Source organism: Flavobacterium sp. DG2-3, assembly GCF_030730925.1.
Taxonomy (GTDB): Bacteria; Bacteroidota; Bacteroidia; order Flavobacteriales; family Flavobacteriaceae; genus Flavobacterium.
Genome location: NZ_JAVAMB010000001.1, coordinates 324,218 through 349,508, shown reverse-complemented (window position 1 = coordinate 349,508; position 25,291 = coordinate 324,218). Strand labels below are relative to the sequence as shown.

The 25,291-nt window shown below is 35.1% G+C and carries 16 protein-coding genes; 10 read left to right on the top strand and 6 right to left on the bottom strand.

From position 1 onward, the window contains the following. The first annotated feature begins 38 nt into the window (after positions 1-38). The gene (locus tag Q9Q97_RS01445) at positions 39-1,076 is read left to right on the top strand and encodes an aldo/keto reductase (RefSeq protein ID WP_306153715.1); all 1,038 of its coding nucleotides are present in this window, start codon (positions 39-41) and stop codon (positions 1,074-1,076) included. Positions 1,077-1,343: 267 nt separating this feature from the next. Here Q9Q97_RS01445 and Q9Q97_RS01440 read toward each other — a convergent pair whose 3' ends face one another. The 5 genes from Q9Q97_RS01440 to panC form a co-directional block, all read right to left on the bottom strand. Further along, positions 1,344-3,308 carry a transglycosylase domain-containing protein gene (locus Q9Q97_RS01440; protein ID WP_306153713.1) on the bottom strand — a complete coding sequence of 655 codons (1,965 nt, stop codon included), beginning with the start codon at positions 3,306-3,308 and terminating at the stop codon, positions 1,344-1,346. Between the two features lie 150 nt (positions 3,309-3,458). After that, complete coding sequence (gene radA, locus Q9Q97_RS01435) at positions 3,459-4,820, bottom strand: DNA repair protein RadA (protein ID WP_306153711.1); 1,362 nt, start codon at positions 4,818-4,820, stop codon at positions 3,459-3,461. Next, positions 4,820-5,974, bottom strand: coding sequence for an alpha/beta hydrolase (locus Q9Q97_RS01430; protein WP_306153710.1), 1,155 nt, complete (start codon positions 5,972-5,974; stop codon positions 4,820-4,822). Before Q9Q97_RS01430 ends, radA begins: the two co-directional genes overlap by 1 nt. 421 nt (positions 5,975-6,395) lie before the next feature. Next, positions 6,396-6,746, bottom strand: coding sequence for an aspartate 1-decarboxylase (panD, locus tag Q9Q97_RS01425; RefSeq protein ID WP_008465481.1), 351 nt, complete (start codon positions 6,744-6,746; stop codon positions 6,396-6,398). Between the two features lie 14 nt (positions 6,747-6,760). Beyond that, positions 6,761-7,639, bottom strand: a complete 879-nt coding sequence (gene panC / locus Q9Q97_RS01420) for a pantoate--beta-alanine ligase (RefSeq protein WP_306153702.1) — start codon at positions 7,637-7,639, stop codon at positions 6,761-6,763. Between the two features lie 77 nt (positions 7,640-7,716). Between panC and Q9Q97_RS01415 the strand changes: the two genes are divergently transcribed. From Q9Q97_RS01415 to Q9Q97_RS01375, 9 genes are all read left to right on the top strand, one after another. After that, positions 7,717-8,523, top strand: coding sequence for a glycogen/starch synthase (locus Q9Q97_RS01415; RefSeq protein ID WP_306153700.1), 807 nt, complete (start codon positions 7,717-7,719; stop codon positions 8,521-8,523). Between the two features lie 22 nt (positions 8,524-8,545). Beyond that, positions 8,546-10,177 carry a DUF4270 domain-containing protein gene (locus Q9Q97_RS01410; RefSeq protein WP_306153698.1) on the top strand — a complete coding sequence of 544 codons (1,632 nt, stop codon included), beginning with the start codon at positions 8,546-8,548 and terminating at the stop codon, positions 10,175-10,177. Between the two features lie 9 nt (positions 10,178-10,186). Continuing rightward, a complete protein-coding gene (glmS, locus tag Q9Q97_RS01405) occupies positions 10,187-12,037 on the top strand; it encodes a glutamine--fructose-6-phosphate transaminase (isomerizing) (RefSeq protein WP_306153696.1) in 1,851 nt (616 codons plus the stop codon). A 308-nt stretch (positions 12,038-12,345) separates the two neighbouring features. After that, the gene (locus tag Q9Q97_RS01400; RefSeq protein ID WP_306153694.1) at positions 12,346-15,135 is read left to right on the top strand and encodes a TonB-dependent receptor domain-containing protein; all 2,790 of its coding nucleotides are present in this window, start codon (positions 12,346-12,348) and stop codon (positions 15,133-15,135) included. A gap of 49 nt (positions 15,136-15,184) precedes the next feature. Next, complete coding sequence (locus Q9Q97_RS01395) at positions 15,185-16,654, top strand: SGNH/GDSL hydrolase family protein (RefSeq protein ID WP_306153692.1); 1,470 nt, start codon at positions 15,185-15,187, stop codon at positions 16,652-16,654. Positions 16,655-16,895: 241 nt separating this feature from the next. Continuing rightward, positions 16,896-18,407 (top strand): F0F1 ATP synthase subunit beta, encoded by a 1,512-nt coding sequence (gene atpD, locus Q9Q97_RS01390; RefSeq protein WP_091489608.1) that lies wholly within the window; start codon positions 16,896-16,898, stop codon positions 18,405-18,407. An 81-nt stretch (positions 18,408-18,488) separates the two neighbouring features. Beyond that, positions 18,489-18,770 carry a F0F1 ATP synthase subunit epsilon gene (locus Q9Q97_RS01385; RefSeq protein WP_177211684.1) on the top strand — a complete coding sequence of 94 codons (282 nt, stop codon included), beginning with the start codon at positions 18,489-18,491 and terminating at the stop codon, positions 18,768-18,770. Between the two features lie 190 nt (positions 18,771-18,960). Next, positions 18,961-19,599, top strand: a complete 639-nt coding sequence (locus Q9Q97_RS01380; protein WP_306153687.1) for an NAD(P)H-binding protein — start codon at positions 18,961-18,963, stop codon at positions 19,597-19,599. A gap of 74 nt (positions 19,600-19,673) precedes the next feature. Next, the gene (locus Q9Q97_RS01375; RefSeq protein ID WP_306153685.1) at positions 19,674-20,810 is read left to right on the top strand and encodes an 8-amino-7-oxononanoate synthase; all 1,137 of its coding nucleotides are present in this window, start codon (positions 19,674-19,676) and stop codon (positions 20,808-20,810) included. Between the two features lie 71 nt (positions 20,811-20,881). Here the strand turns inward: Q9Q97_RS01375 and Q9Q97_RS01370 are convergent, their stop codons facing one another. Next, on the bottom strand, positions 20,882-25,090 hold the full coding sequence (locus Q9Q97_RS01370) for an Ig-like domain-containing protein (RefSeq protein ID WP_306153683.1): 4,209 nt from the start codon (positions 25,088-25,090) through the stop codon (positions 20,882-20,884). Positions 25,091-25,291 lie beyond the last annotated feature (201 nt).

Below are 25,291 nucleotides of genomic sequence, written 5' to 3'. Positions count from 1 at the left end.
TAGAACCTTAGCATCTCAGCGACTCAGAATCTTAGAAAATGAAATACACTACATTACCCAACACCGATATAAAAGTCTCAAAAATATGTCTCGGAACAATGACTTTCGGGCAGCAGAATACAGAAGCAGAAGGACATGAACAAATGGATTATGCGCTTGAAAGAGGCGTAAACTTTTTTGACACAGCCGAAATGTATTCCGTTCCAGCAAGTGAAGCGACTTACGGAAGCACCGAAAAAATAATCGGAACTTGGTTTAAGAAATCAGGAAATAGAGATAAAGTTGTTTTAGCTTCTAAAATTGCGGGTCCGAATCCGAATTTTGGATACATGCGTGAGAAACTGGATTTTTCCCCAGCGAGTATCAAATTTGCTGTTGAGCAAAGTTTAAAAAGACTTCAAACGGATTATATCGATTTATACCAAATGCACTGGCCAGAAAGAAAAACAAACAATTTCGGACAACGTGCCTTTCACGGACATGATGATGTTTGGGAAGATAATTTTAGAGAAATCTTAGAAACTTTCGACGGATTAATTAAAGAAGGGAAAATCAAACACATCGGAGTTTCTAATGAAAACGCTTGGGGAATGATGCGCCTTTTGGAAGAAAGCAAATACAACAATCTGCCAAGAATTAAAACCGTTCAAAATCCGTATTCTTTGTTGAATAGATTATTTGAAGTAAATTCTGCTGAAGTTTCAAAATATGAAAATGTTGGTTTATTAGGATACTCGCCTTTAGCTTTCGGAGTTTTGACTGGAAAGTTTTTAACTGGAGAAAGTCACCCAAAAGCGAGAATTAACCTTTTTCCGCAATACAAACGTTACAATAGCGAACAATGTACCGAAGCGACTAAATTATACTTAGAAATCGCTAAAAAACATGGTTTAACACTAACGCAACTCGCAATGGGATTTGTGTTAGCACAACCATTTTTGACAAGCGCGATTATCGGAGCTACAACTATGGAACAATTAAAAGAAAATATCGACACAAATGATGTAGTTCTTTCTAAACAAATCTTAGCAGAAATTGATGCAGTTCAGGCTATAATTCCTGATCCTGCGCCTTAATTTTTTTTTAGCCACTAAGACGCTAAGGCACAAATAGATAAAGCTTTTTAGCCAAAGTAACCGAGCCTTTTTGTCATCCTGAGGAACGAAGGATCTCCACAAGTAACTCCTGGTAGTGAATCAATCTTTGGCGAGCTTCTCACGGAGATCCTTCGTTCCTCAGGATGACAAACTACACGATTATTTTTGATATGATATAAATAACAAAGCCACAAAGTTTTTTGTATTAAACTTTGTGGCTTTGTGCCTTCGTGGCAAAACTAAACTTTATAAGTCAAATTCATCATCAACCGCTAAAGAATCGGCTTTGATTGCAGTTGAATCTGGAGCTTTAATACGAATTAAAGAACGTGCATTTCCAGAAATATAAACAGGCAATAATCCGATTGTATCTTCAGGAACCAAAAGTCCTCTTCTAAACATCAAGTTTTTCAAGAATTTCTGGTTTTTAATGGCGTAATCTTTCAAATTACCTTCGTCATTAAACTGATACATGAATTTTCTTGGTTTCGGAATAATGGTTGCCAAATACAAGCATTCGTCAACATTTAAAGCTGATGGGCTTTTTTGGAAATAATAATGGCTCGCTTCTCCAATTCCGTAAACATTTGGCCCCCATTCAATAATGTTGAAATAAACTTCCAGCATTCTTTCTTTGCTTACAATTCGGTTGTTTTCTAGAATGTAAACTAAAAGGATTTCTTCTAGCTTTCGCGAAAGCGTTTTTTCACGAGTCAGAAACACATTTTTAATCAGCTGCATGCTGATGGTACTTGCGCCGCGTGAGAATTTTTTTGTTCGAATGTTTTTCAGAATCGATTGTTTGAAAGCTTCATTTATAAAACCGCGATGTGAGAAAAACGATGGATCTTCTGTCGTTAAAACAGATTTTCTCAAATAAGGAGAAATTTGATCCAAAGGAGTATAATTCGGATTCGCATTTCCGACCAAAATAGGTCTTTGCAAAACATTCTGAATAATCGCGCGATAAACAAATTCACCGTTTAGCTTATTCAAATCGGCTTCGCCATATTTGGTTATGCGTAAATCTTCTTTGTTGAGTTTGCTGTCGAAAACAAGTGTATTCGGTTTATTTTTATTGAATTTGAAATCCAGTTTATAATCGAAATTTCCAGTGGCCTGCATTCCTTGAAAATGCGTAAACAATCCGTCGGGAAGCGAAACGATAAAATCCTGCGCTTTCATTTTCGGGATGTCAACTTTCAGCGTATAAATCGTGTCTTTTTCTGTGTCATAAGAAATATACGGACGTACTTTTATTTTATTCAACTGCATAGTCGAAGTGCTGTCAATCGAAATAAAGCTATCTCCGAGTAAAAAGCGGTAATCAAAACGGGCATTTTTAATTACAACATCTTTGCTGGCAATTTTTGGGTGATTAATCGTAAGATTAGCAATGGAAGTATAACCGTCAATATGCAGTTCGCTACCGCTTTTATCAATATTTTGGACGTTTAATCGAATCGAATCGAAACTAGCCTTAAGATTGTATCTTTCGTCTAAATACGGCACACGAATCGCTCCAGTGTCGAGATTAAAAAATCGAATATCAGCTTTTTTATTTCTCGGATCGGCAAAACCTTTAATGTTCCAGCGCTGATCAAAATCTTTTGCCTGAACATGCAAATTGGTTTCTAATTGTTTATTGGCTAAAACTAATTTGTTGACATCGATAAAAGTTTCTTTTCCGTTATCATTGATTTTGAATTGAAAATTTTTCAAATCCATATCGGTTGGAACGAGATTTAAAAGCTTCGAAATAATATTATAAGCAAATGAAGCATATTTGCGTTTTTCGTTCGGCTCCGTTTCGTCTTTTTCTCTTTTTAAGAAAGCATCAAAATTTCTTTTTTTTCCCTTTTTGACTAATTGAATATAGCCGTTATCAATTTTTAAAGTTCCAACTTGAACATCTCCAATTAGTAAACTGCTCAAACTGATGCTCGTTTCTACATTTTTGATTTTACAAAGAGTGTCAGCATTTATTGGTGCCAGAACTATATCGGTCAATTTTATAGTCGACAAACCGTCAAAGGAAGCCGATTTTACAGAAAAATTACTGTTGTATTGTACGGCCATTTTGTGCTCTACTTTGGCAATGGCTTGTTTTAAAAGAGAATCACGGAAATAATATAGTCCGATGCAGAGCAAAATTACAATTACTCCAAGTATTTTTAGCGCTTTGAATATTTTTTGTTTTGGAAAATTCATAGAGTTGAATTTACAATATTTTTATAATGTTTGGTTAGCCACGAATTCACGAATTTGTTTTTTTTCTTTTGCCACAGATTAAAATGATTAAAAAGATTAATCTGTGGAAATCCTTTTAATCTGTGGCGAAAAATTCGTGGCTAAAAAAATCTAACCAAAAAGAATACTTGCAACGTCTTCAATTTTTGCAACCAATTCAATTTTGATTCCAGTATTTTTTAAAGCGATTTTATTGTATTTAGAAACAAAGATGGTGTCAAAACCTAATTTTTCAGCTTCTTGAATACGTTGATCCACTCGGTTTACAGGACGAATTTCGCCAGAAAGACCGACTTCGCCCGCAAAACAAAAACCTTTTCCAACCGGAATATCTTCGTTAGAAGATAAAATTGCGGCAACAACTGCCAAGTCAATTGCAGGATCATCTACAGAAATTCCGCCAGTTACATTCAGGAAAACATCTTTTGCGCCTAAACGGAATCCAGCTCTTTTTTCTAAAACAGCTAAAATCATATTTAAACGTTTAGCATTATATCCTGTTGTACTTCGTTGCGGTGTTCCGTAAACTGCGGTAGAAACCAAAGATTGAATTTCGATCATTAACGGACGCATGCCTTCAAGTGTAGTGGCAATAGCTGTTCCTGATAATTCTTCGTCTTTATGTGAAATCAATATTTCAGACGGATTTGAAACTTCTCTCAAACCGCTTCCTAGCATTTCATAAATTCCAAGTTCTGCAGTAGAACCAAAACGGTTTTTTAGCGAACGCAAAATTCTATAAACATGGTTTCTGTCGCCTTCAAACTGAAGAACGGTATCAACCATGTGTTCTAAGATTTTGGGTCCGGCAATATTTCCGTCTTTCGTAATATGTCCGATAAGAATAACTGGCGTGTTGCTTTCTTTCGCAAATTTGATTAATTCGGCGGTTGTTTCTCGAATCTGCGAAATACTTCCAGCAGTAGATTCGATATAATCGGTATGCAAAGTCTGAATCGAATCGATAATTACCACTTCTGGTTGCATCGTTTCGATCTGCTTGAAAATGTTTTGTGTTTTAGTTTCCGTCAGAATGTAGCAGTTGTCGCTATTTGGTGTGATTCTTTCGGCACGCATTTTTATTTGTTTCTGACTTTCTTCCCCAGAAACATATAGCGTTTTATAAGGTAATTTTAGTGAAATCTGCAGTAAAAGTGTACTTTTTCCGATGCCGGGTTCTCCGCCCAAAAGCGTTAAAGAACCAGGAACTAGTCCGCCGCCTAAAACACGATTTAATTCGCTGTCGGTCGTGTCCATTCGAACTTCCTGAGCCGAATCAATTTCGGTAATTTTTAAAGGTCTTGGTGCTTTGCTTGTAGAAGTGGGTTCGCTTTTCCAAGCCACTTTTTCCTGTTTCTGGATAATTTCCTCGGCAATCGTGTTCCATTCTTTGCAGGCATTGCATTGCCCTTGCCATTTGGAATATTGGGTTCCGCAGTTCTGACAAAAAAAGGAAGTTTTAACTTTTGACATTATTTACTTTTTTTAGCAAGCGTATTCATTTCGTCGATTTTCTCGTACATCAAATCTTTGTTCAAATCGCCAATCGGTTCCATTTGAGAAGCATTTTGGTATTTTTTAGACGCATGTTTCGGATCTCCTTGTTTTTCATACATTAATCCTAACTCATATTCTCCTAACATGGCTTTTGGGTAATTTACATTTCCAATTTCGGCCATTTTTGCTAATTCACTGTAAGCATTCTTTTTTAAAATGATATTTTCTATTACTTTAAAATCGGTCATTCTTACTGGAATTTGAACTCCCATAACTTCAGACATGGTATTGTACTTTTGTTCCAAATATTCTGCGTAACCCGATTCAAGAACCGCGATTTTTTCGTTGTATTCTGCCGAATTTATTGGTCGGTATACTTCAAAAATCTGATACAATGCGCTCGGTATAGAATGCAATACTTCCGTATAATGCGTTGCACCTTTGAAAACATCGTATTTATAATTCACTAACGGATTATTTGCGATTTTAATATTGCTGTTTAATTTTTCTATCGGTTCTTTTATTTTTTTGATATCACCTTCTCCAGCAGAAAGATAATAGTAAACAGGGCTTTTTATTTTAGCAAACTTTTCTGCAATACGCACTTCCATTTTTGGAGCCAATTCTGGACTTAAACAGATGTATGCATTGAAAAGCGGAATTTCTTTATACAAATAAAAATTAGCAAAACTCGCTGTTAAATCGTGACCTGCAATAAGTCTGAAAGGCGATGTGCGGTATTTTTTCTCAATATATGGAACTAATTCTGCTCCGATAAATTCGAAAAATTTTGCTCCTTTTTCAAAAGGAAGTCCTTCATTTTGGTCGATTGTTGTATCATCAAAGCGCTCTCCGTCTTTATTTTGATGAATTCCGATGATAATCATTTCTGGGATATCATCCCAATAAGAGCCGTAACTTATAGCTCCAGAAAACGGATCGAATAAATAATCTCCATCCAATAAATAAAGAACTGGATATTTTTTGTCTTTGTTGGCTTCGTAAGAAGCTGGAAGTCCGATCGTAATTCTACGCTCTTCTCCGAGTTTCTCCGATTTAATGTTGTCGAACGTTTTTTGGGCAAACGACGAAAATGAAATTAAAAATAATAGTAGGTAAACTTTTTTCATGATTGGTGGCATTTCAGTGAATTGAAAAGTATTAAATATAGTATGGCAATATAATACTTTATTTGTTTCTTTTTATGAGAGAAAAAAGGAAAAAGGGTGTCAATACAAAGGTTGTGGAAAATATTTTTTTATGTTATGTTTTTTTAACCGCAATCCCGATAGCTATCGGGAGCAAAGGTTTCTTTTGTGAGATTTTAATAGTAAAGAATAAAGTTCGCAAAGCTTTACCTTTACTGCTTTGCGAACTTTATTAATTTCTTAGATACATGTCGCGTAAAAAATCTTTGCTCCCGATAGCTATCGGGATTGCGGTAAAAAAACGATTAGTGTGTAAATCTTTTCTGATTTATACAAATGCAAAAAACTTTGTGCAAAAAGAGATTTGACAAAGTTGTTGATTTTTAAAATTAAAAAGAAAATCTTAGGTTAAAGAATTGTCATTTTCATTCGGGAAAATAATCCATGGCTTGAAGGTTTTTGCCTCTTCAAAATCCAATGTTGCATAAGAAATGATAATGATGATATCATCTTTCTGTACTTTTCTTGCTGCAGGACCATTTAAAGTAATTTCTCCTGAATTTTTTTCACCTTTAATAGCGTAAGTTTCAAAACGTTCGCCATTATTAATGTTAACAATAGACACTTTTTCGCCTTCAATAATATTTGAAGCTTCTAGTAGCGTTTCATCAATAGTAATACTGCCAATATAATTTAAATCGGCTCCGGTTACTTTAACTCGATGAATTTTTGATTTTATAACTTGAATTTGCATGCTGCAAAGTTAGATTAATTTAATGAAATGGTGTCAATCAGTCTGATAGAATTAACAAATACAGCTATAAATGCGCGGTATTTTTTGCCATTCTCTTTTTGATTGATAGATAAAAGTGTTGATTCGTCAGCAATAACAAAATACTCTAATTCAAACTCTTTGTTGTCTTTGAAAGAATTTTCTACAAATTCGATTGTTTCTTCTGGACTTTGATTCTGGAAAATTTCTTTTGCCTCGCTTAAAGTTTTAAAAATAATCGAAGCGTCTTTTCTTTCCTGTGCTGTTAGACGCTCATTTCGAGAACTCATGGCAAGCTGGTTTTCTTCTCTAAAAATCGGACAGCCTACAACATTAACGGGTAATTCAGTTTTCTCAACCAATTTTTTAACAATTTGAAGCTGCTGAAAATCTTTTTCTCCGAAATAAGCATTTGTCGGAGTTACGATTTCAAATAAGCGTTTCACAATTGTTCCGACACCGTTAAAATGACCAGGTCTGAATTTTCCCTCCATCTGGTTTTCTAGTCCGTCAAAATCAAAAGTCTGCGAAACCGTATTTCCTTCATAAATATCTTCGACAGAAGGAGCATATAAAATGATTTTATCACTTAATGTACGCATTTTCTTAATATCTTCTTCGAGAGTTCTCGGATATTTTGCTAAATCTTCTGGATTATTAAATTGAGTTGGATTGACAAAAATGCTCACTACTGTGTCGTCGTTTTCTTTTAGCGAACGTTGCATTAAAGCCAAATGTCCTTGGTGTAAAGCGCCCATGGTTGGTACAAATCCGATGGTTGAATTTGCCGTTTTGATAGTTTTAAGATAGGCTATCAAGGCTGCTTTACTGTAGAAAATATGCATTGAGGTATTATTAAAATTTAGTGCAAACATAATATATTAGTTATAAACTGCATAAATTTTTGTAATTTTGCGACGTTTTTATTACCAAAATTAAGTAAAATACTATTATGAAAGATAAGAGGATATTATATGTATCATCTGAAGTCGTGCCTTATTTGGCTGAAAATGAGGTTTCTTTAATGTCTTATGACGTTCCGAAAATGATTAATGACCAAGGCGGTCAGATAAGAATTTTCATGCCAAGATATGGGAATATAAATGAGAGAAGACATCAATTGCATGAAGTGATTAGACTTTCAGGGATGAATTTGGTAGTGAATGACTTAGATATGCCATTGATTATTAAAGTAGCATCGATTCCGAAAGAAAGAATCCAGGTTTATTTTATTGATAATGATGAATATTTCAAACGTAAAGCAACCTTTACTGATGAAGAGGGCGCTTTATATCCAGATAATGACGAAAGAGCAATTTTCTTTGCAAAAGGCGTTGTAGAGACGGTAAAAAAGTTGAACTGGGTTCCTGATATTATACATGTTCATGGATGGTTGGCTGCAATGCTTCCAATTTATATGAAACATTACTATAAACATGAAGCCTTGTTTTCTGAAACTAAAATTATTACTTCTGTTTACGGTCAATCATTTGATGAAAACCTAGATTTAGAAATGATCAATAAAGTTAAGTTTGATGGTGTTCCTCATGAAGCGGTTTCAGACTTAGAAGTTCCAAATTACGAGAATGTTTTAAAAGCCAGTATTTTACATTCAGACGGTGTGATTATTGCGTCAGAAAATGTTTCTCCAAGTTTAACAAAATTTATAGAATCTTCAGGAAAACCTTTTTTACCTTTCGCCGGGAAAGATGGGTTTGCTGATGCTTACACCAACTTCTATAGAACATTTGGACTTTAAATTTTAATTTTTATTATTAGACATGTATAAAACTTCTTTTATTAAGAAAGCTTTTTTAGCTGTAATTGCTATTTCTCTATATTCTTGCGACAAAGATTTTAATGCGATTGGTGATGGTTTGGTTGGTGATGATCATTTTGGACTTGAGGCTGAAAAATATGATGTTTTAGCATTTAATCAAGAAGTGACTCCAGTTCAGTCAAATAGCATGACGCCAAATGCTCTTGGTATTTTTGATAATCCGCTTTTTGGAACTACAACTGCAAATTTTGTAACTCAGGTAGGGCTTGAATCCTATGCTCCAACAATTGGAGAGTCTCCTGTTGTTGACAGTGTTAAAATAGAGATTCCTTATTTTAGTCATGTTCTCTCTACTGATGCACAAGGAAACAGAACCTTTGAGTTAGATTCTATTTATGGTGATAAAAATGGAAAGCTAAAGCTAAGTGTTTACGAGTCTGGAATTCAGATGAGAAGTAGTTACTTTAGCGGAGGAGGCCAACTGCCACAGTATTACTATACAGATCAAAATACTGAATTTTTTAACCAAAAAAAGGGCGATAGATTAAATAATGGTGGGGCTTTAGAAAATGATGAGTTTTATTTTGATGCAAGAGAAATTGTAATAAAAACAAAAGATGCTAGTACTAATGTAGTTACGACAACAAGAAAAGAACCTCAGATGACATTGCATCTTAAGAAAGAGTTCTTTCAAGATAAAATATTAAATGCAGCAGCTTCCAAGTTTTCTACAGAAGATGTTTTTCAGGAATACTTTAGAGGTTTGTACTTTAATGTCGAAAGGTCTGGATCAAACCCAAGCAATATGGCGCTTATAGATTTTAGTGCTGGGAAAATTACAATTTATTACAAAGCTAAAACAGCATCTACAGCAGATGATGCGACTGCTACAGAAAATAAGACTATAGCTTTAAATTTGAAAGGTGTTTCTTCAGCTACATCTGGGACAGTTAATTTCCTTGAAGATGCTCGAAACCCAGATTATGCAAGCGCTATAACGACCAATGTAAATAAGACAGAAGGAGACGAAAAATTGTATTTAAAAGGAGGTCAGGGATCTGTTGCAGTTATAAAACTTTTTAATCCAACAGATGTATTAAGCTATAATGCTGCAGGTGAACCAGTAAGTGGAGCAAATGGCGTTCCTGATCAATTGGATGAGATAAGAAGTAATGCTGTTGTCAAGAATTGGAAAGTTAACGAAGCCAATTTAGTTTTTAATATTGATGCTGAGAAAATGGCAAATACGGAAGAGCCTAATAGAGTGTATTTGTATGATTTGACAAATAATGCTGTTTTGGTAGATTATTCTACAGATCCAACTTCTACTTATGGAGGATTAATTAGCGTAGGTTCTGATAAAAGAGGAAAAAGTTATAAAATTAGAATTACAAACCATTTCCGTAATCTGATAAAAGATGCTACGGCTAAAAATGTAGATTTAGGACTGGTTGTTTCTCAAAGCCCAATTGCTGTAGCATTTAATCCGTTGAAGAACAAAAATGAGATTATATCTGCAGCGCCAAGAACATCAGTTATGAGTCCTTTGGGTACAGTCATTTATGGCGGAAAATCTTCAGTTCCAGTTGATAAAAGATTGCAACTTGAAGTTTACTACACGAAACCAAATTAATAAATATATATGTGTGGAATTGTTGGATATATCGGTCACCGAGATGCCTATCCTATTGTAATAAAAGGATTAAAGCGTCTTGAGTACAGAGGATATGATAGTGCCGGCGTTATGTTGTATGATAACGAGTCGAGCATTAAAGTTTGCAAAACAAAAGGTAAGGTTTCTGATCTTGAAGCTAAAGCAAATGAAGGCTTTACAACAAACGGAAATATTGGAATTGGACACACTCGTTGGGCAACTCACGGGGTTCCAAATGACGTGAATTCGCATCCCCATCTTTCGAATTCTGGAGATTTAGCAATCATTCATAACGGAATTATTGAAAATTATGCGCCTTTAAAAGAGGAGCTTATCAAAAGAGGTTATACTTTTAAGTCAGATACAGATACTGAGGTTTTAGTTAATTTAATAGAAGAAGTTCAAAAGAAAGAAAATATTAAATTAGGTAAAGCGGTTCAAATTGCATTAAACCAAGTTGTTGGAGCGTATGCAATTGCTGTTTTTGATAAAAAAAATCCAAACGAAATTGTAGCGGCAAGATTAGGAAGTCCGTTAGCAATTGGAGTTGGGGAAGGGGAGTACTTTATTGCTTCTGATGCTTCTCCATTTATTGAATATACTTCTAATGCGGTATATTTAGAAGATGGCGAAATGGCTAATATCAGATTGCATAAGCCAATTAAAATTAGAAAAATTCAGGATGACTCTTTAGTAGATCCTTATATTCAAGAACTTCAAATGAATTTGGAGCAGATTGAAAAAGGTGGGTATGATCATTTCATGCTTAAAGAAATCTACGAACAGCCAAGTGTAATTAAAGACACTTACAGAGGAAGACTTCATGCAAATGAAGGAATCGTTCAAATGGCTGGTGTTGAGGATAATCTAGAGAAATTCTTAAATGCAAAAAGAATCCTTATCGTTGCGTGTGGAACTTCTTGGCACGCAGGTTTAGTTGCAGAATATATCTTTGAGGAATTTACCCGTATTCCTGTAGAGGTAGAATATGCATCTGAATTTAGATACAGAAATCCAATTATCAATAAAGATGACGTAGTTATTGCTATTTCTCAATCTGGAGAAACTGCAGATACTATGGCGGCTATTAAATTGGCAAAAGAAAACGGAGCTTTTGTATTTGGAGTTTGTAATGTAGTAGGTTCTTCTATTTCTAGAGAAAGTCATGCAGGTGCTTACACGCACGCTGGACCAGAAATTGGAGTAGCTTCAACAAAAGCATTTACGACTCAAATCACAGTTTTAACGATGATTGCTTTGAGATTAGGAAAAGCAAAAGGAACGTTATCAAATACAGACTTCCATACTTATCTTCAAGAATTAGAAATTATTCCTGAGAAAGTATCTGAAGCCTTAGAAACTGATGCTAGAGCCAAAGAAATTGCGGCAACCTTTAAAGATGCTCCAAACTGTCTTTATTTAGGTCGCGGATATAATTTTCCAGTTGCATTAGAAGGTGCTTTAAAGCTAAAGGAGATTTCATATATCCATGCTGAAGGATACCCTGCTGCGGAAATGAAACACGGTCCGATTGCTTTAATTGACGAATTTATGCCGGTTATTGTTATTGCTCCTAAACAAGGGCATTACGATAAAATTGTAAGTAATATTCAAGAAATTAAATCAAGAAGCGGTAAAATTATTGCTGTTGTGACAAAAGGAGATGTTCAAGTTCGTGAATTAGCAGATTATGTAATCGAAATTCCAGAAACTTCAGATGCATTATCGCCATTAGTAACGACAATTCCATTACAATTGCTTTCTTATTACATTGCTGTAATGAGAGGTTGTAATGTAGATCAGCCACGTAACTTAGCAAAGTCTGTTACGGTAGAATAAGTTATTTTTAAAATACAAATATGTTAAAAAAGCGAGATTTTCATCTCGCTTTTTTTTATTGTCAATAATTTTTTTGAAGGGATGTATTTTTATGAAATTTTCAGTTTTTTAGTGAAAATTTATATGTATGCATAGTGTATTGGTTTTTCTTCTTGATTTCTTTGTTTTTATTCTAATAAATTCAATTACCAAATAGTTAAAATATTGTAAAAAATCATGATAAATATGAATTTTATTTAACGTTTTTTTATACATATTAAAATATTTGCTTATTTTGGCTACATATACTAATCCAAAAACTAACCCTAATGAGAATCTATTTGCTAATTATGTTGTTATTCAGCGGAGTAACTTTTGCGCAGAATACAATTACAGGTTCGGTTACAGACAGTAACAAACAATCTATTCCAGGTGCTAATGTTGTCGTGGTCGGAGAAAATAGTGGTGCTTCTACTGATTTCGACGGATCGTTTAAATTGACTACCAATTCTAAGCTGCCTTTTTCTGTAAAGGTTTCTGCAGTAGGATTTGAGTCTAAAACGATAAACGTAACAGCTGCTAATCAAAAATTAAATGTTATTTTAAAAGATGAAGAAACTAAATTGGATGAGATTGTAGTTTCTGCATCAAGAACGCCTGAAAGGGTAATTGAATCTCCTGTTACAATTGAGAGAATGGGAATTCAGGAGATAAAAAATACTACGGCGGCCACTTTTTATGATGGTTTGGAAAATTTAAAAGAAGTAAATTTCAATACGAGCAGTATTTCTTTTAAATCAGTAAACACACGTGGTTTTGCTACTGTTGCCAATACTCGTTTTATGCAGCTGGTTGATGGTATGGATAACTCTTCTCCTGCTTTGAACTTTGTATTGGGTAACTTAATTGGGGTTTCAGACATAGACGTTGCAAGTGTTGAGCTTTTGCCAGGTGCTTCTTCTGCGCTTTATGGAGCAAACGCTTTTAACGGAATTATGTTTATGACTAGTAAAAGTCCGTTTACAAATGAAGGGATAACGGCTTACTATAAATATGGTCAAACTAGTCAGGATGCTGCTGGAACAAATGATTACAATGATTTTGGAATTAGAGCGGCAAAAGCATTTACAAAACACTTTGCGATGAAAGCTAATTTTACTTACATGGAAGCAAGTGAGTGGATTGCAAACGATACAAGAAGTATGACTGGTGGTTCTGTTGGTCATGCTATGAATCAGAATTATGACGGATTAAATATTTATGGTGACGAGGTTACTACTTTTATTCCGAATGTGGGTCAGGTTAGTAGAACGGGTTACCGTGAGCAAGACTTAACGGATAATAAAGTGCAAAGTATGAAGGCTGATTTCAGCGCGCACATTAAACCATGGGCAGACGATACAGAATTTATACTGCAATATAAAATTGGTACAGGAAGTACTATTTATCAAGGAGCAAATAGATATGCATTAAAAGATTTCTTGATGCAGCAAGGTAAATTTGAAGTTAAGGGTAAAAACTTTTTTGGTAGAATATATTTTACAAGTGAAGATGCAGGAAACTCTTATGATATGAGATTTGCTGCATGGAACGTAAACAGAGCTGCGAAATCAGACCAAGAATGGTTTACAAACTATGCAACTGCTTATCAGTATTCGGGTGCGGTTATGGGAACAGATGCAAATCAATCTGCTGCTATCGCTAGAAATTTTGCCGATTATAATGTTTTGCCGGCGCAAATTTCATTTCTTCCAAAACCAACTGGTTCTGCAAGATTTGAGCCAGGAAGTGCGCAGTTTGATCAGGCTTTGAAAACAGTTGTGGCAAATCCAGATTTAACTCAAGGAGCAAAATTTATTGATCATTCAAAATTATACCATTCAGATGTAAATTATAATTTTAGAGATATCATCAAATGGGCGGAAGTTCAGGTTGGAGGTTCTTGGAGAAAGTATGTAATGGATTCTGAAGGAACGATTTTTACAGATTATGACGGTCCAATTGAATATAAAGAATATGGTGCTTATGCGCAGCTTCAGAAAAAATTCTTAGAAGACAGATTGAAATTTACAGGGTCTTTACGTTACGATAAAAGCCAGAACTTTGATGGTAATGTTTCTCCAAGAGTATCTTTTGTTTATTCAGCGGGTGCAAGCAAAAACCATAATTTCAGATTGTCTTATCAGACAGGTTTCCGTAATCCAACTACACAAGATCAGTATATTGGTTTAGACTTAGGGCCATTTGCTTTAATTGGTTCTGCACCAGAAAATTTAGATCGTTTTCAGGAAACTGTAAATGTGAGTGCGGCGGGACAAGCAGCGGGTCAGCCTGCTACAATTGGAATGTCAGGGCAAAATGCTTATCGTAATGCGTATACAGTAGCTTCTGTTCAGGCATTTGCAGCTTCTGCAAATCCAGGAGATCTTCAAGTTGCTGATATTGGATTGGTAAAACCAGAGCAAGTTCAGGCTTTTGAAGTTGGATATCGTACAGTAGTTCAAAACGATTTGTCGGTAGATTTAAATGCTTATTATAACATTTACAATGATTTCATGAATACAGCAAGAGTTATTTCTCCATATTATGGAACAGTAGGTACAGATCCGACAAATCCAGCGGTACAGCAAACGTATCAGGCACTTGCTTTTGGAGACAGAAGAGTGTATCAGGTATATACTAATACGACAGCTCAGATTTCTTCTTTTGGTTTTGGAGCAGGTTTAAATAAAAAAGTATACAAAGATTTTGAAGTAGGAGTTAATTATAACTATTCTCAATTTAACTTTGATCAGTCAGAAGATCCAGATTTCGTAGCTGGATTCAATACGCCAAAGCACAGAATTAAAGCTTCTTTTGGAAATGCAAAAGTGACTAAAAACTTAGGCTTTAATGTGAATGTAAGATGGAATTCTGAGTATTTATGGGAGTCTTCTTTTGGGGATGGTATGATTCCAGAAAACACAGTGCTAGATGCTCAGGTAAATTATGCACTTCCAAAATGGAAATCAGTTATTAAAGTAGGAGCAACAAATCTTTTTGGATCAGATTATCTTCAAGTAATTGGAGCAGGAGCAATTGGTCAGATGTGGTTTGCTTCATGGACAATTAATCCGTAAGTGATTGCTGGGTTGTAATGAAAGAGATAATAATTTAAAAAGTACTACAATGAAAAAAAATATAAAATGGCTGTTTTTGGTTTCGTTAACCGTCTTGGCAGCATGTAATAATGATGATAATGATGCTCCGGCAGAAGTTCCTGTAACTTCAGGTTCTGCAGTTTTTACTAAATATATTGCGCTTGGGGATTCTTTTGCCGCAGGATATAGTGATAATGCTCTTTTCAAAAAAGGACAGGAGAATTCCTATGTGAATATTTTGTCACAGCAATTTGTTGAAGCTGGCGGAGGCGCATTTGCTCAGCCGTTAATGAACGACAATATTGGCGGATTGCTTTTGGGAGGAAATGTTGTGGCTGGAACAAGATTGTATTTTAACGGTCAAGCTCCTGTGAATGTTTCTGGTAAACCAACTACAGAAATTACAAATCATCTAACAGGAACATTTAATAATATGGGAGTTCCAGGGGCAAAATCTTATCATTTGATTGCTCCGGGTTATGGAAATGTTGCCGGAGTGGCAACAGGAGCAGCAAATCCTTATTTTGCTAGATTTTCAAGTTCGGCTACTGCTACAGTTTTAGGAGATGCTGTGGCTCAGGCTCCAACTTTCTTTTCTCTTTTTATTGGAGGAAATGATGTGCTAGCTTATGCAACTTCTGGCGGAATCGGTAAAGATCAGACAGGAAACATGAATCCAGCAACTTATGGCGGTAATGATATTACAGATCCAACAGTGTTCAAAAATATTTACTCTAATTTGGTAACGACTTTAACTGCAAATGGAGCAAAGGGAGTAGTGGCTAATCTTCCTTATATTACTACACTTCCTTATTTTACAACAGTTCCTTACAATCCTGCACCACTTTCTGCTGCTTTAGCAACGCAATTAAATGCGGGTTATGCTGTATATAATGCAGGTCTGCAACAATTGGTAGCGGCTAAAATGCTTTCTGCAGAAGAGGCTACAAGAAGAACAATTACATTTAAAGCAGGAAATAATGCAGTAGTAATTGTGGATAGCTATTTGACAAATCTTTCAGCAGCGGGACTTCCGTCTTACAGACAAGCAACAAAAGAAGACTTAGTAGTATTGTCGGCAAGAACTTTTATAGGAACAACAGTTGGAGGTGATGCAACAAAAGTAAATGGACTTTCTGTTCCGTTAGCAGACAACTGGGTTTTGACAAAAGACGAGGTTGCAGAGGTTAAAAAAGCGACAGATGCTTATAATGTTGCAATAAAAGCTATTGCAGATGAAAAAGGTTTGGCATTTGTTAACACAGTAACAACAATGACACAGTTGTCAAGTGGCGGTGTGAAATTTGGAAATTTTGTAATGTCTTCTACTTATGTAACAGGTGGCGCTTTCTCTTTAGACGGAGTTCATCCAAGTGCGAGAGGATATGGGTTAATTGCGAATATCTTTATTGATGCCATTAATGAAAAGTACGGTTCGACACTTCGTCATGTAGATTTGGCTAAATATCCAATTCAATATCCAGCTACACTTCCGTAATTGGATATATGCTTAAAATATTACAAAAAAACCGCTCATTTTTAGCAATGCAGCGGTTTTTTCTTTTAATAAAAAAAATGCCGTTTTTGTTGTTTTTTGGTCAAGTTTTATGAATCAAACAAAATGATGCTATTTTTTATGAAAAAAAAATTGATTTTATATTTTAAAAAATTATCTTTGCGCTCTGAAAAAAGAGGTATTTTCGATAAACCTAAATAGCTATTTAATAAATACATAAGTAATGTCAAAAGTAATAGGAAAAGTTGCTCAAATCATTGGACCAGTAGTAGACGTAGTTTTCAACGGTAAAGATGTTGAACTTCCAAAAATTTATGATTCACTAGAAGTCACTAAAAAAGACGGAACTATTTTAGTTCTTGAAGTACAATCTCACATTGGAGAAAACACTGTTCGTACAATCTCTATGGACTCTACAGACGGTTTGTCAAGAGGATATGAAGTAGTTGGAACTGGTAATCCAATCCAAATGCCAATCGGTCCAGACGTATATGGACGTTTATTTAATGTTGTTGGAGATGCCATTGATGGTTTAGGTGATTTGCCTAAAACTGGAGAAAACGGTTTGCCTATTCACAGACAAGCTCCTAAATTTGAAGATTTGTCAACTTCATCTGAAGTTTTATTTACAGGTATCAAAGTAATCGATTTGATCGAGCCTTACGCAAAAGGGGGTAAAATTGGATTGTTTGGTGGTGCAGGTGTTGGTAAAACAGTATTGATTCAGGAGTTGATCAACAATATCGCAAAAGGTCACGGTGGACTTTCAGTATTCGCTGGAGTAGGTGAAAGAACACGTGAAGGAAATGACTTGCTTCGTGAGATGTTAGAGTCAGGAATTATTAAATATGGTGATGATTTCATGCACTCTATGGAAAATGGAGGATGGGATTTATCTAAAGTAGATATGCCAGGAATGAGAGAGTCTAAAGCTACTTTCGTTTTCGGACAAATGAATGAGCCACCTGGAGCTCGTGCTCGTGTAGCACTTTCAGGATTGTCTATCGCTGAATATTTCCGTGATGGAGCTGGATCAGACCAAGGAAAAGATGTATTATTCTTCGTTGATAACATCTTCCGTTTTACACAAGCAGGTTCTGAGGTATCAGCACTTTTAGGACGTATGCCTTCTGCAGTAGGTTACCAGCCAACTCTAGCAACAGAGATGGGTGCTATGCAAGAGCGTATTACATCTACAAACAAAGGATCTATTACATCTGTACAGGCTGTTTACGTTCCTGCGGATGACTTAACTGACCCGGCGCCGGCAACAACTTTCGCGCACTTAGATGCAACAACAGTATTGTCTCGTAAAATTGCTGAGTTAGGTATCTATCCTGCGGTTGACCCGTTAGATTCAACTTCAAGAATTTTGACTCCACACATCTTAGGTGATGAGCACTACAACTGTGCACAAAGAGTTAAAGAGATTCTTCAAAAATACAAACAATTACAAGATATCATCGCTATCTTAGGTATGGAAGAGTTATCTGAAGAAGATAAACTTGCAGTATCTAGAGCACGTCGTGTACAACGTTTCTTGTCTCAGCCATTCCACGTAGCAGAGCAATTTACAGGTATTCCAGGTGTATTAGTTGATATTAAAGATACTATCAAAGGATTTAACATGATCATCGACGGTGAGTTAGATCACCTTCCAGAAGCTGCTTTCAACTTGAAAGGTTCTATTCAAGATGCAATCGAAGCTGGAGAGAAAATGTTGGCAGAAGCTTAATATAATTATGAATTATGAGTTATAAATTATGAGTTTCTACTCACTTATAACTCATAACTTATAACTCATAACTCAAAAAAAATGATTTTAGAAATAGTATCACCAGAGGCAAAATTATTTTCAGGAGAAGTTACTTCGGTTACTTTGCCAGGAGTTAATGGAAGCTTTCAGATTTTAAATCATCACGCCCCAATTGTTTCTATTCTAGAAGAAGGAACAATTAAAATTGCAGCTCCAAGCTTCAGTTTTTCTAAAGAGGCTGCTGATAAATTTACGAGAGTTAATGACCAAACTTATACTTTAGAGATTAAGTCAGGAACAATCGAAATGAAAAACAATAAGATAATTGTTTTAGTTGACTAAGACGATTTCAAAATAAGCAGAAAAGCCAGACATTCTTGTCTGGCTTTTTTTATTTTATTACTTTTGAATTATTAGAATCTCTTTATAAAATATTTGATCAAATGTAAAAGCTCAGTAAGCTTTTGCGCTTTTGCTTCATCTTGAATGACGAAGCATAATTTACTTATGTCAAATTTTATAAAGAAAAGATATGAAAAATATATCAAAAGTTGCCGTTTTGGGCGGTGGCGGAAGAACTGGAAAATACCTTGTAAACCAGTTATTAGAAAACGGATTTAGTGTAAAACTTCTTCTAAGAAATCCGAATAATTTTACCATTCAGAGTTCAAAAATAGAAATCATTAAAGGCGATGCCATTGATGAAGAATCGATAAATGTGTTGCTGAAAGATTGTCAAGCAGTGTTAAGCACTATTGGTCAACGACCGGGAGAGCCAATGGTGGCGAGTCAGGCAACAAAGAACATTTTGAAAGCTATGAAGAATTATGATATTCAGAGATATGTTTTACTGGCCGGACTCAATATTGATACCCCTTTCGATAAAAAAAGTCCAAAAACGATTATGGCAACCGACTGGATGAAAACGAAATTTCCAGAAATTCAAAAAGACAGACAATTCACTTTTGATCTTTTGGTAAATAGCGACGTCGATTGGACACAAGTTCGTGTTCCATTAATTATTTTTTCTGATGAAAGTTCTGAAATCTCGGTAAACCTTGAAGATTGTTTAGGAGATAAAATTACAGCATTGGATATTTCGAAATTTATGGTAAAGGAAATGTTGAAGTCAAATTACAGTAGACAATCACCTTTTATTAGTGCGATTTAAATTTAGAAAAACAGCGGGTTGACTACAATCCGCTGTTTATTTTATTATAGAATGAATTGCCTAACTTTGTTTTTATGGAATTGCCAGAAAATCTTAATCGGAAATTAGAAAGTTGTAAACAGGATAATTTGTTTAAGAAGTTGCCTGTGTTTAATAATCTGATTGATTTTTCTTCTAATGATTACATCGGGTTCTCTAAATCGGAAACTTTATTCAAACATACTCATGCTTATTTATTGGAAAATGAGATTTTTCAAAATGGGGCTACAGGTTCTAGATTGCTTACAGGAAATCATTCTCTTTATCAAATTGCAGAAAGTTATATAGCTGAATTTCATGAGGCAGAAGCGGCTTTAATTTTCAATTCGGGATACAATGCCAATTTAGGTTTTTTTAGTGCTGTACCGCAGGAAAATGATGTTGTTTTGTATGATGAATTATGCCATGCTTCAATAAAAGATGGAATTGCAATGTCGCGAGCAAGATCGCATCATTTTATTCACAACGATATTGAAGATTTAGAAAACCATATCCTTAAATTTCATGATGCCACAATTTACATTGTAACAGAAACTGTTTTTTCTATGGATGGCGATTGTCCGAATTTGGAAGAACTCATACAGCTTTCAGAAAAGTACAATTGTTATCTCGTTGTCGATGAAGCTCATGCTTTGGGTGTTTTTGGCGAAAAAGGAGAGGGACTGGCCCAATATCTGCAATTGCATAATAAAATTTTTGCCCGAATCGTAAGTTTTGGAAAAGGATTAGGGTGTCAAGGTGCCGCAATTTTAGGAAGTATTAGTCTTAAAGATTATCTAATCAATTTTGCGAGAAGCTTTATTTATACTACTGCTTTATCTCCTCATGCGGTTGCCACAATTTTTACAGCTTATCAGCAATTGGAAATAGAAAAAGAAGCTATTGAAAAGCTTCGTCAAAATATTGTGTTTTTTAATCAGCAGAAAAATTTGCTGGGATTAAAACCAATGTTTGTTCACAGTAAATCACCCATACATTCTGCTATTGTTCCAGGAAATGAGAATGTAAAAAAGCTGACACAGCAACTTCACGACAAGGGTTTTGATATCCAATCTGTACTTTCTCCAATAGTTCCAGAAGGTCAGGAGCGTCTTCGCTTTTGCATTCACAGTTATAATTCTCAGGAAGAAATTAATGAGGTTTTGGAATTGGTTAGAGATTTTGTTTTTTAATTATGAAAGAAGATTTTAATCTAGATAAACAATAAAAACAAGAAACCCATCTTTACGATGGGTTTTTGCTATTAATTAAAAATGATTTTCTTCGTGACTGTGTGACCATTTTCTAAAATTACTTTTACCAATAAAACCTGATTGCTAGAATGTAAGTTTTCAATTCTTAATTCTTTTGCTTCAATTTTATTTTTGCTATAAAGGGTTTGGCCACCGATAGTATAGATCTGTACTTCTTTAATGTTTTCAATTCCGCTAGTGAGATTTATTACTTTTGATTTTACAGCAACTAAAACGCTGTTTCCTATGTTTTCAAAATCATCTGTGCCTAATGTTTTGTTAGTGTAACGCAATATGAAACGAGTTGTAGAGGTTCCAATGGCAGTTTTGAAAGTATAATTTTCTTTTCGTAAATCTATTATTTTACCTGTTAACTTATCTTCTAAATAAATTTCTTGAGTATCAAAGAATCCATCTGCATGGTCAATTGAGATTGTAAGTTCGCCTTCAATGGTGCTCTTATAACCAAGAGGCACTGTATCAGTATTGTCAAAAGGCAATGCTCGGCCTTGAACGGTTAGTCTTTTAGATTCGTTAATACTATAAAAATCAACGTACGAGTTGCTATTCATTGTAGTAGCGTCATAATTATGATCGAGACCATTAGTAGCACCAGTGGCGTATCCGATAAGGATCTGTTTGAATGCATCTCCTGTATTGGTTAAATTTAACCATAAGCGATTTTTTTCTATTCCGCTAGTTTTCTCAGTTGTCTTAAAAAATGCATTGTTGTTGGCTTTTATTCTTTGGGAGTTTGTAAATAAAACAGAGCTTACTTTTGGCTGTACAAAGAATCCTTGCCCAGTAGCAATATAGCCGTTAGGAACTTGCCCTTTTGGGGATGGTTGGGTCTGTCCCGTCAAGGTAAAAACAGCAAAATCTGCACTGTCATAAGAATATGTGTTGGTTCCTTCTATCTTCTTCGGCGGTGTATTATGCGACCAAAAATATAGAGGTCCTATATCTCCATTATCAGTAATGAATTTTTCAGCATCAAGAGAAGATGGATATGGATTGCCTAATAAATTCAAATTTCCGCTTACAAGTGAGATTGGGATATCTCCATTGTTTGGTTTTCCTATAAATTTTGCTGTAAAATCTGCGGGAGTGGTAAGGTCATATGGTTGGGGCGCTCTAATGCTGTATCCTTTTCCTGCTTCCATTTTCTCTATTCCATTAATGCTATAAAGCCATTTGTTGGTTGCAGGGTTCCAATAATGATATTTGTCGTATAAAGTTTCTGGAGATAAATCGTGCATTGTGAAATTGCCTACGGGTGATGACCAGTATGTTACATCGTAACGAACGACATTGATTGTTCTCTGTGCTTCAAAAGTGTTTGTGCCTCCAGTAAACAGATCTTTACTTGTTGATGTTTGAAGCAATGATCCTCCATCTAAAATTAGCAATTTACCTGAACCAATAACAGTTATGTTTTCGTCGACAGTTAGGGTAACATCTTTTGGAACTGTGAGTGTAATATTTGGATTAATGGTACAAGAACAAACAGTAAGGTCTGTGCTCAGTACAGTATTATTATTAATAACAACACTACCGCCGCTCGGAATAGTACCGGTTCCGTTATAAATAACATCCGTTTTTGTAAAGTTAATTGCAAGATTGGCATCACCACCATCTTCTCTTAGGCGTATTTCTACTCTAGAATTGTTATTTAAAGGGTAAAGTTGTCCGTTATTGATTAAAAACGATGCATTGTTCCATCCATTTTGAGAAGCGATCAAAACATCATCAATGTAAAGTTCATAAGCATCATCATGATTTACATGTCGTAATTGATATAGTCCGCAATCAAATCCTTTACGTTTGTAAACTACCGTAAAGTTGTTGTCTGGTATTTGAGAACCTTGCCAGATTGTTGCAGAAGATGGCGATTTATCTCTTGACCAAAAATTGGCTGAGTCGGGGCTTAAATTAGGGTCAACGTAATAACCCGCATACCTTACATTGTTTAATGTGATGTCATTATTGACATAGCCATACACATTCCACACTTTATTTCCATATTCAGTAGGATTTCCTTTTGGCAGACCGTAGAAGAAAGAAACCCTTGAGGCTCCTCCATCTTCATAATATTCAAGAACAAATTTATGTGTGCCAACGCTTAAATTTTGCGAAACATAGTCTGCCGTATATCCGTGACCGTTCCATCTTGAGATTACCGGTGTTGCTACGTCATCGATATAAAGTCTTACTCCATCATCACTTCCAAGATCAAAACTGTATACACCAGCTTCGGTAATAGTTGCCAGCATTTTGTATCTTACAAAGAAACGTTCTGCTGGAGCGGTCACGCAGGGAATATTTGTAGTTGCACCAGAAACAGCGCCATCTCCAACATTTCTATCAAAGTTTTTGTTCTCTGTTACAGTTCCAATATAGGTTGCAATAGTTGTATTTGGTAAAGCTGGATATGAAACATTTGGAGGCATTGCAGCATTATCTGCCATTTTATATACATAGCCAATCCATGCATCAGATCCAAAAGTAGTTTGATCACCTGGAGTTGTACATACTGGAGCTGTCGCATTTACAATTACAGTTGCAGATGAATAATCTGAAGGAGAATTAGTGTTGCGAAGTGTGTATGTAAACGTTGCAGATCCGGTAAAATTCGCATTTGGGGTAAAAGTAATTTTATTGGTAGCATCTATGGTTACAGTTCCGTTTGAAGGCTGTGTAAAGCTAATAGAATTTAGAGGATAAGTGCTTCCTACCACATCATTTGCCAAAACATCAATCTCGATTGGTTTGTTTGATGGTGTCGAAACATAATCATTATTGGCTGTCAGAGTATAAACATCATCTACAGTTCCTGTAATAACTGGTCCTTCGCTATTTCCATTTCCGTTTTTTATCTCAAAATTATTATTACTACTGTAAGAATATATTCTGATGTATAAAGTTTCGTTAGGCAATATCGGATTGACACTTGGATTAATATTGTTGGTCAGTGATGTCCAATTAGATGCTGTTGGTGTATCGGGTATCATAGTTAATACTCCAGCAGTAAAGTTTGGATCTTTAGAATATTTAACTAAAAATCTTTGCCCATTTGCTCTATAGGTGAAATTAAATTGTTTAAGAGTCAATTTGTGCTTGGAATCAGGGTTTATTTTAAACTGTACATATTTTCCAAGATCTTCCATTCCTCCATTTTGGTTTGGTCTTGGCCAGTTACCAGTTTCGAAAAATGCGTTATCTGTATTGTAAAAAGTATATTTTAAAGTCGCACCAACTGAAGTTACTGGTGAATTTGGATTAACGTAACTATTTGTAACTGGATTAAAGCTATCCCCTGCTCCATTCCAAAGTGAAAGCACGTTATCTGGATTGTTTGAGACTGTCACTTTCACAGTAGAGGTAGAAGTTTCAGTTCCGTTAGAAATAGTGTAGCTAAATGTTGATGTTCCAACAAAATCTTTAGCAGGATTAAATGTTATGCTTTTGTCAGGATTTATTATTGCGGTTCCTTCTAATGCATTTGGAGGAGTCGATAAAGTTAAGGTTGTAACATTTTGTTTTTGAATGTCGTTGGCAAGTAAATTGATATTTGCAGCCACGTTAATTTTGGTGTCTGTAAAATCCTTAACTGCCATTATTTTTGAAGAATCATATGGACTAACAGAACCATTGATTACAGGAATAACATTTGTCGCGAGAGTCCCCGTTTTTATTTCGAAAGTGTTATTAGTGCTATAAGAATAAATTCTAATGTAAATATACTCATTTTCAAGAACAGGATTAAAATCAGGAGATAACGTAGTAGTGTACGTTGTCCAATTGCCAGGTGTCGTAGTTTCTAAAATTAAATCTTTGACTCCAGTTTCGAAATTAGCATTTTTTGAATATCTAACTTTAAATTTTCCCGATCCAGATCGACATTGAAACGTAAAAGTATTTACATCAATTTTATATTTGTCAGCTGGTTTAATTCTAAATTGTATGTACTTATTGACATCGTAGGCGCTCCCGATTTGCTGCGGAACGGGCCAGTTTCCTGTCTGAAAAAATGTTGATTCACTATTATTTGAGATATAGGTAATGTTAACCCCTCCATTTGTCGTAATATCTAATGGAGTGACATTTGCAACTACGGCAGGTGTGTAGCGAGATGAAGTCGCGGCATTCCATCGCACTAAATCAGTTTGTGCAAATCCAAAAAAAGGCAACAGTAAAAATAAAAGTAAAGTTTTTTTCATGTTAAATGTTTTCTATCAGTTTGTTATGCTGGCATAGGACTTTCGAACCGCGGCAAAGATAGATACATCTACGTGCTGGAAATTGTTAGGGTTTTGCGAACCGCTATTTAATCGATGAATTGTTGAAATAGTCGATGAACTACATTAAGAATTTTAATGTTCGATAAATATTCTTATAAAATGTTAAAAAATATTATAAGA

Bases quoted from the DNA above. Each gene is read 5' to 3' on its own strand.
- Q9Q97_RS01395 (WP_306153692.1), top strand. From the start codon at position 15,185: ATGAAAAAAAATATAAAATGGCTGTTTTTGGTTTCGTTAACCGTCTTG.
- Q9Q97_RS01370 (WP_306153683.1), bottom strand. From the start codon at position 25,090: ATGAAAAAAACTTTACTTTTATTTTTACTGTTGCCTTTTTTTGGATTT.
- Q9Q97_RS01415 (WP_306153700.1), top strand. From the start codon at position 7,717: ATGAAAGATAAGAGGATATTATATGTATCATCTGAAGTCGTGCCTTAT.
- Q9Q97_RS01445 (WP_306153715.1), top strand. From the start codon at position 39: ATGAAATACACTACATTACCCAACACCGATATAAAAGTCTCAAAAATA.
- panD (WP_008465481.1), bottom strand. From the start codon at position 6,746: ATGCAAATTCAAGTTATAAAATCAAAAATTCATCGAGTTAAAGTAACC.
- atpD (WP_091489608.1), top strand. From the start codon at position 16,896: ATGTCAAAAGTAATAGGAAAAGTTGCTCAAATCATTGGACCAGTAGTA.
- radA (WP_306153711.1), bottom strand. From the start codon at position 4,820: ATGTCAAAAGTTAAAACTTCCTTTTTTTGTCAGAACTGCGGAACCCAA.
- Q9Q97_RS01410 (WP_306153698.1), top strand. From the start codon at position 8,546: ATGTATAAAACTTCTTTTATTAAGAAAGCTTTTTTAGCTGTAATTGCT.
- glmS (WP_306153696.1), top strand. From the start codon at position 10,187: ATGTGTGGAATTGTTGGATATATCGGTCACCGAGATGCCTATCCTATT.
- Q9Q97_RS01440 (WP_306153713.1), bottom strand. From the start codon at position 3,308: ATGAATTTTCCAAAACAAAAAATATTCAAAGCGCTAAAAATACTTGGA.
- panC (WP_306153702.1), bottom strand. From the start codon at position 7,639: ATGTTTGCACTAAATTTTAATAATACCTCAATGCATATTTTCTACAGT.
- Q9Q97_RS01385 (WP_177211684.1), top strand. From the start codon at position 18,489: ATGATTTTAGAAATAGTATCACCAGAGGCAAAATTATTTTCAGGAGAA.
- Q9Q97_RS01380 (WP_306153687.1), top strand. From the start codon at position 18,961: ATGAAAAATATATCAAAAGTTGCCGTTTTGGGCGGTGGCGGAAGAACT.
- Q9Q97_RS01400 (WP_306153694.1), top strand. From the start codon at position 12,346: ATGAGAATCTATTTGCTAATTATGTTGTTATTCAGCGGAGTAACTTTT.
- Q9Q97_RS01375 (WP_306153685.1), top strand. From the start codon at position 19,674: ATGGAATTGCCAGAAAATCTTAATCGGAAATTAGAAAGTTGTAAACAG.
- Q9Q97_RS01430 (WP_306153710.1), bottom strand. From the start codon at position 5,974: ATGAAAAAAGTTTACCTACTATTATTTTTAATTTCATTTTCGTCGTTT.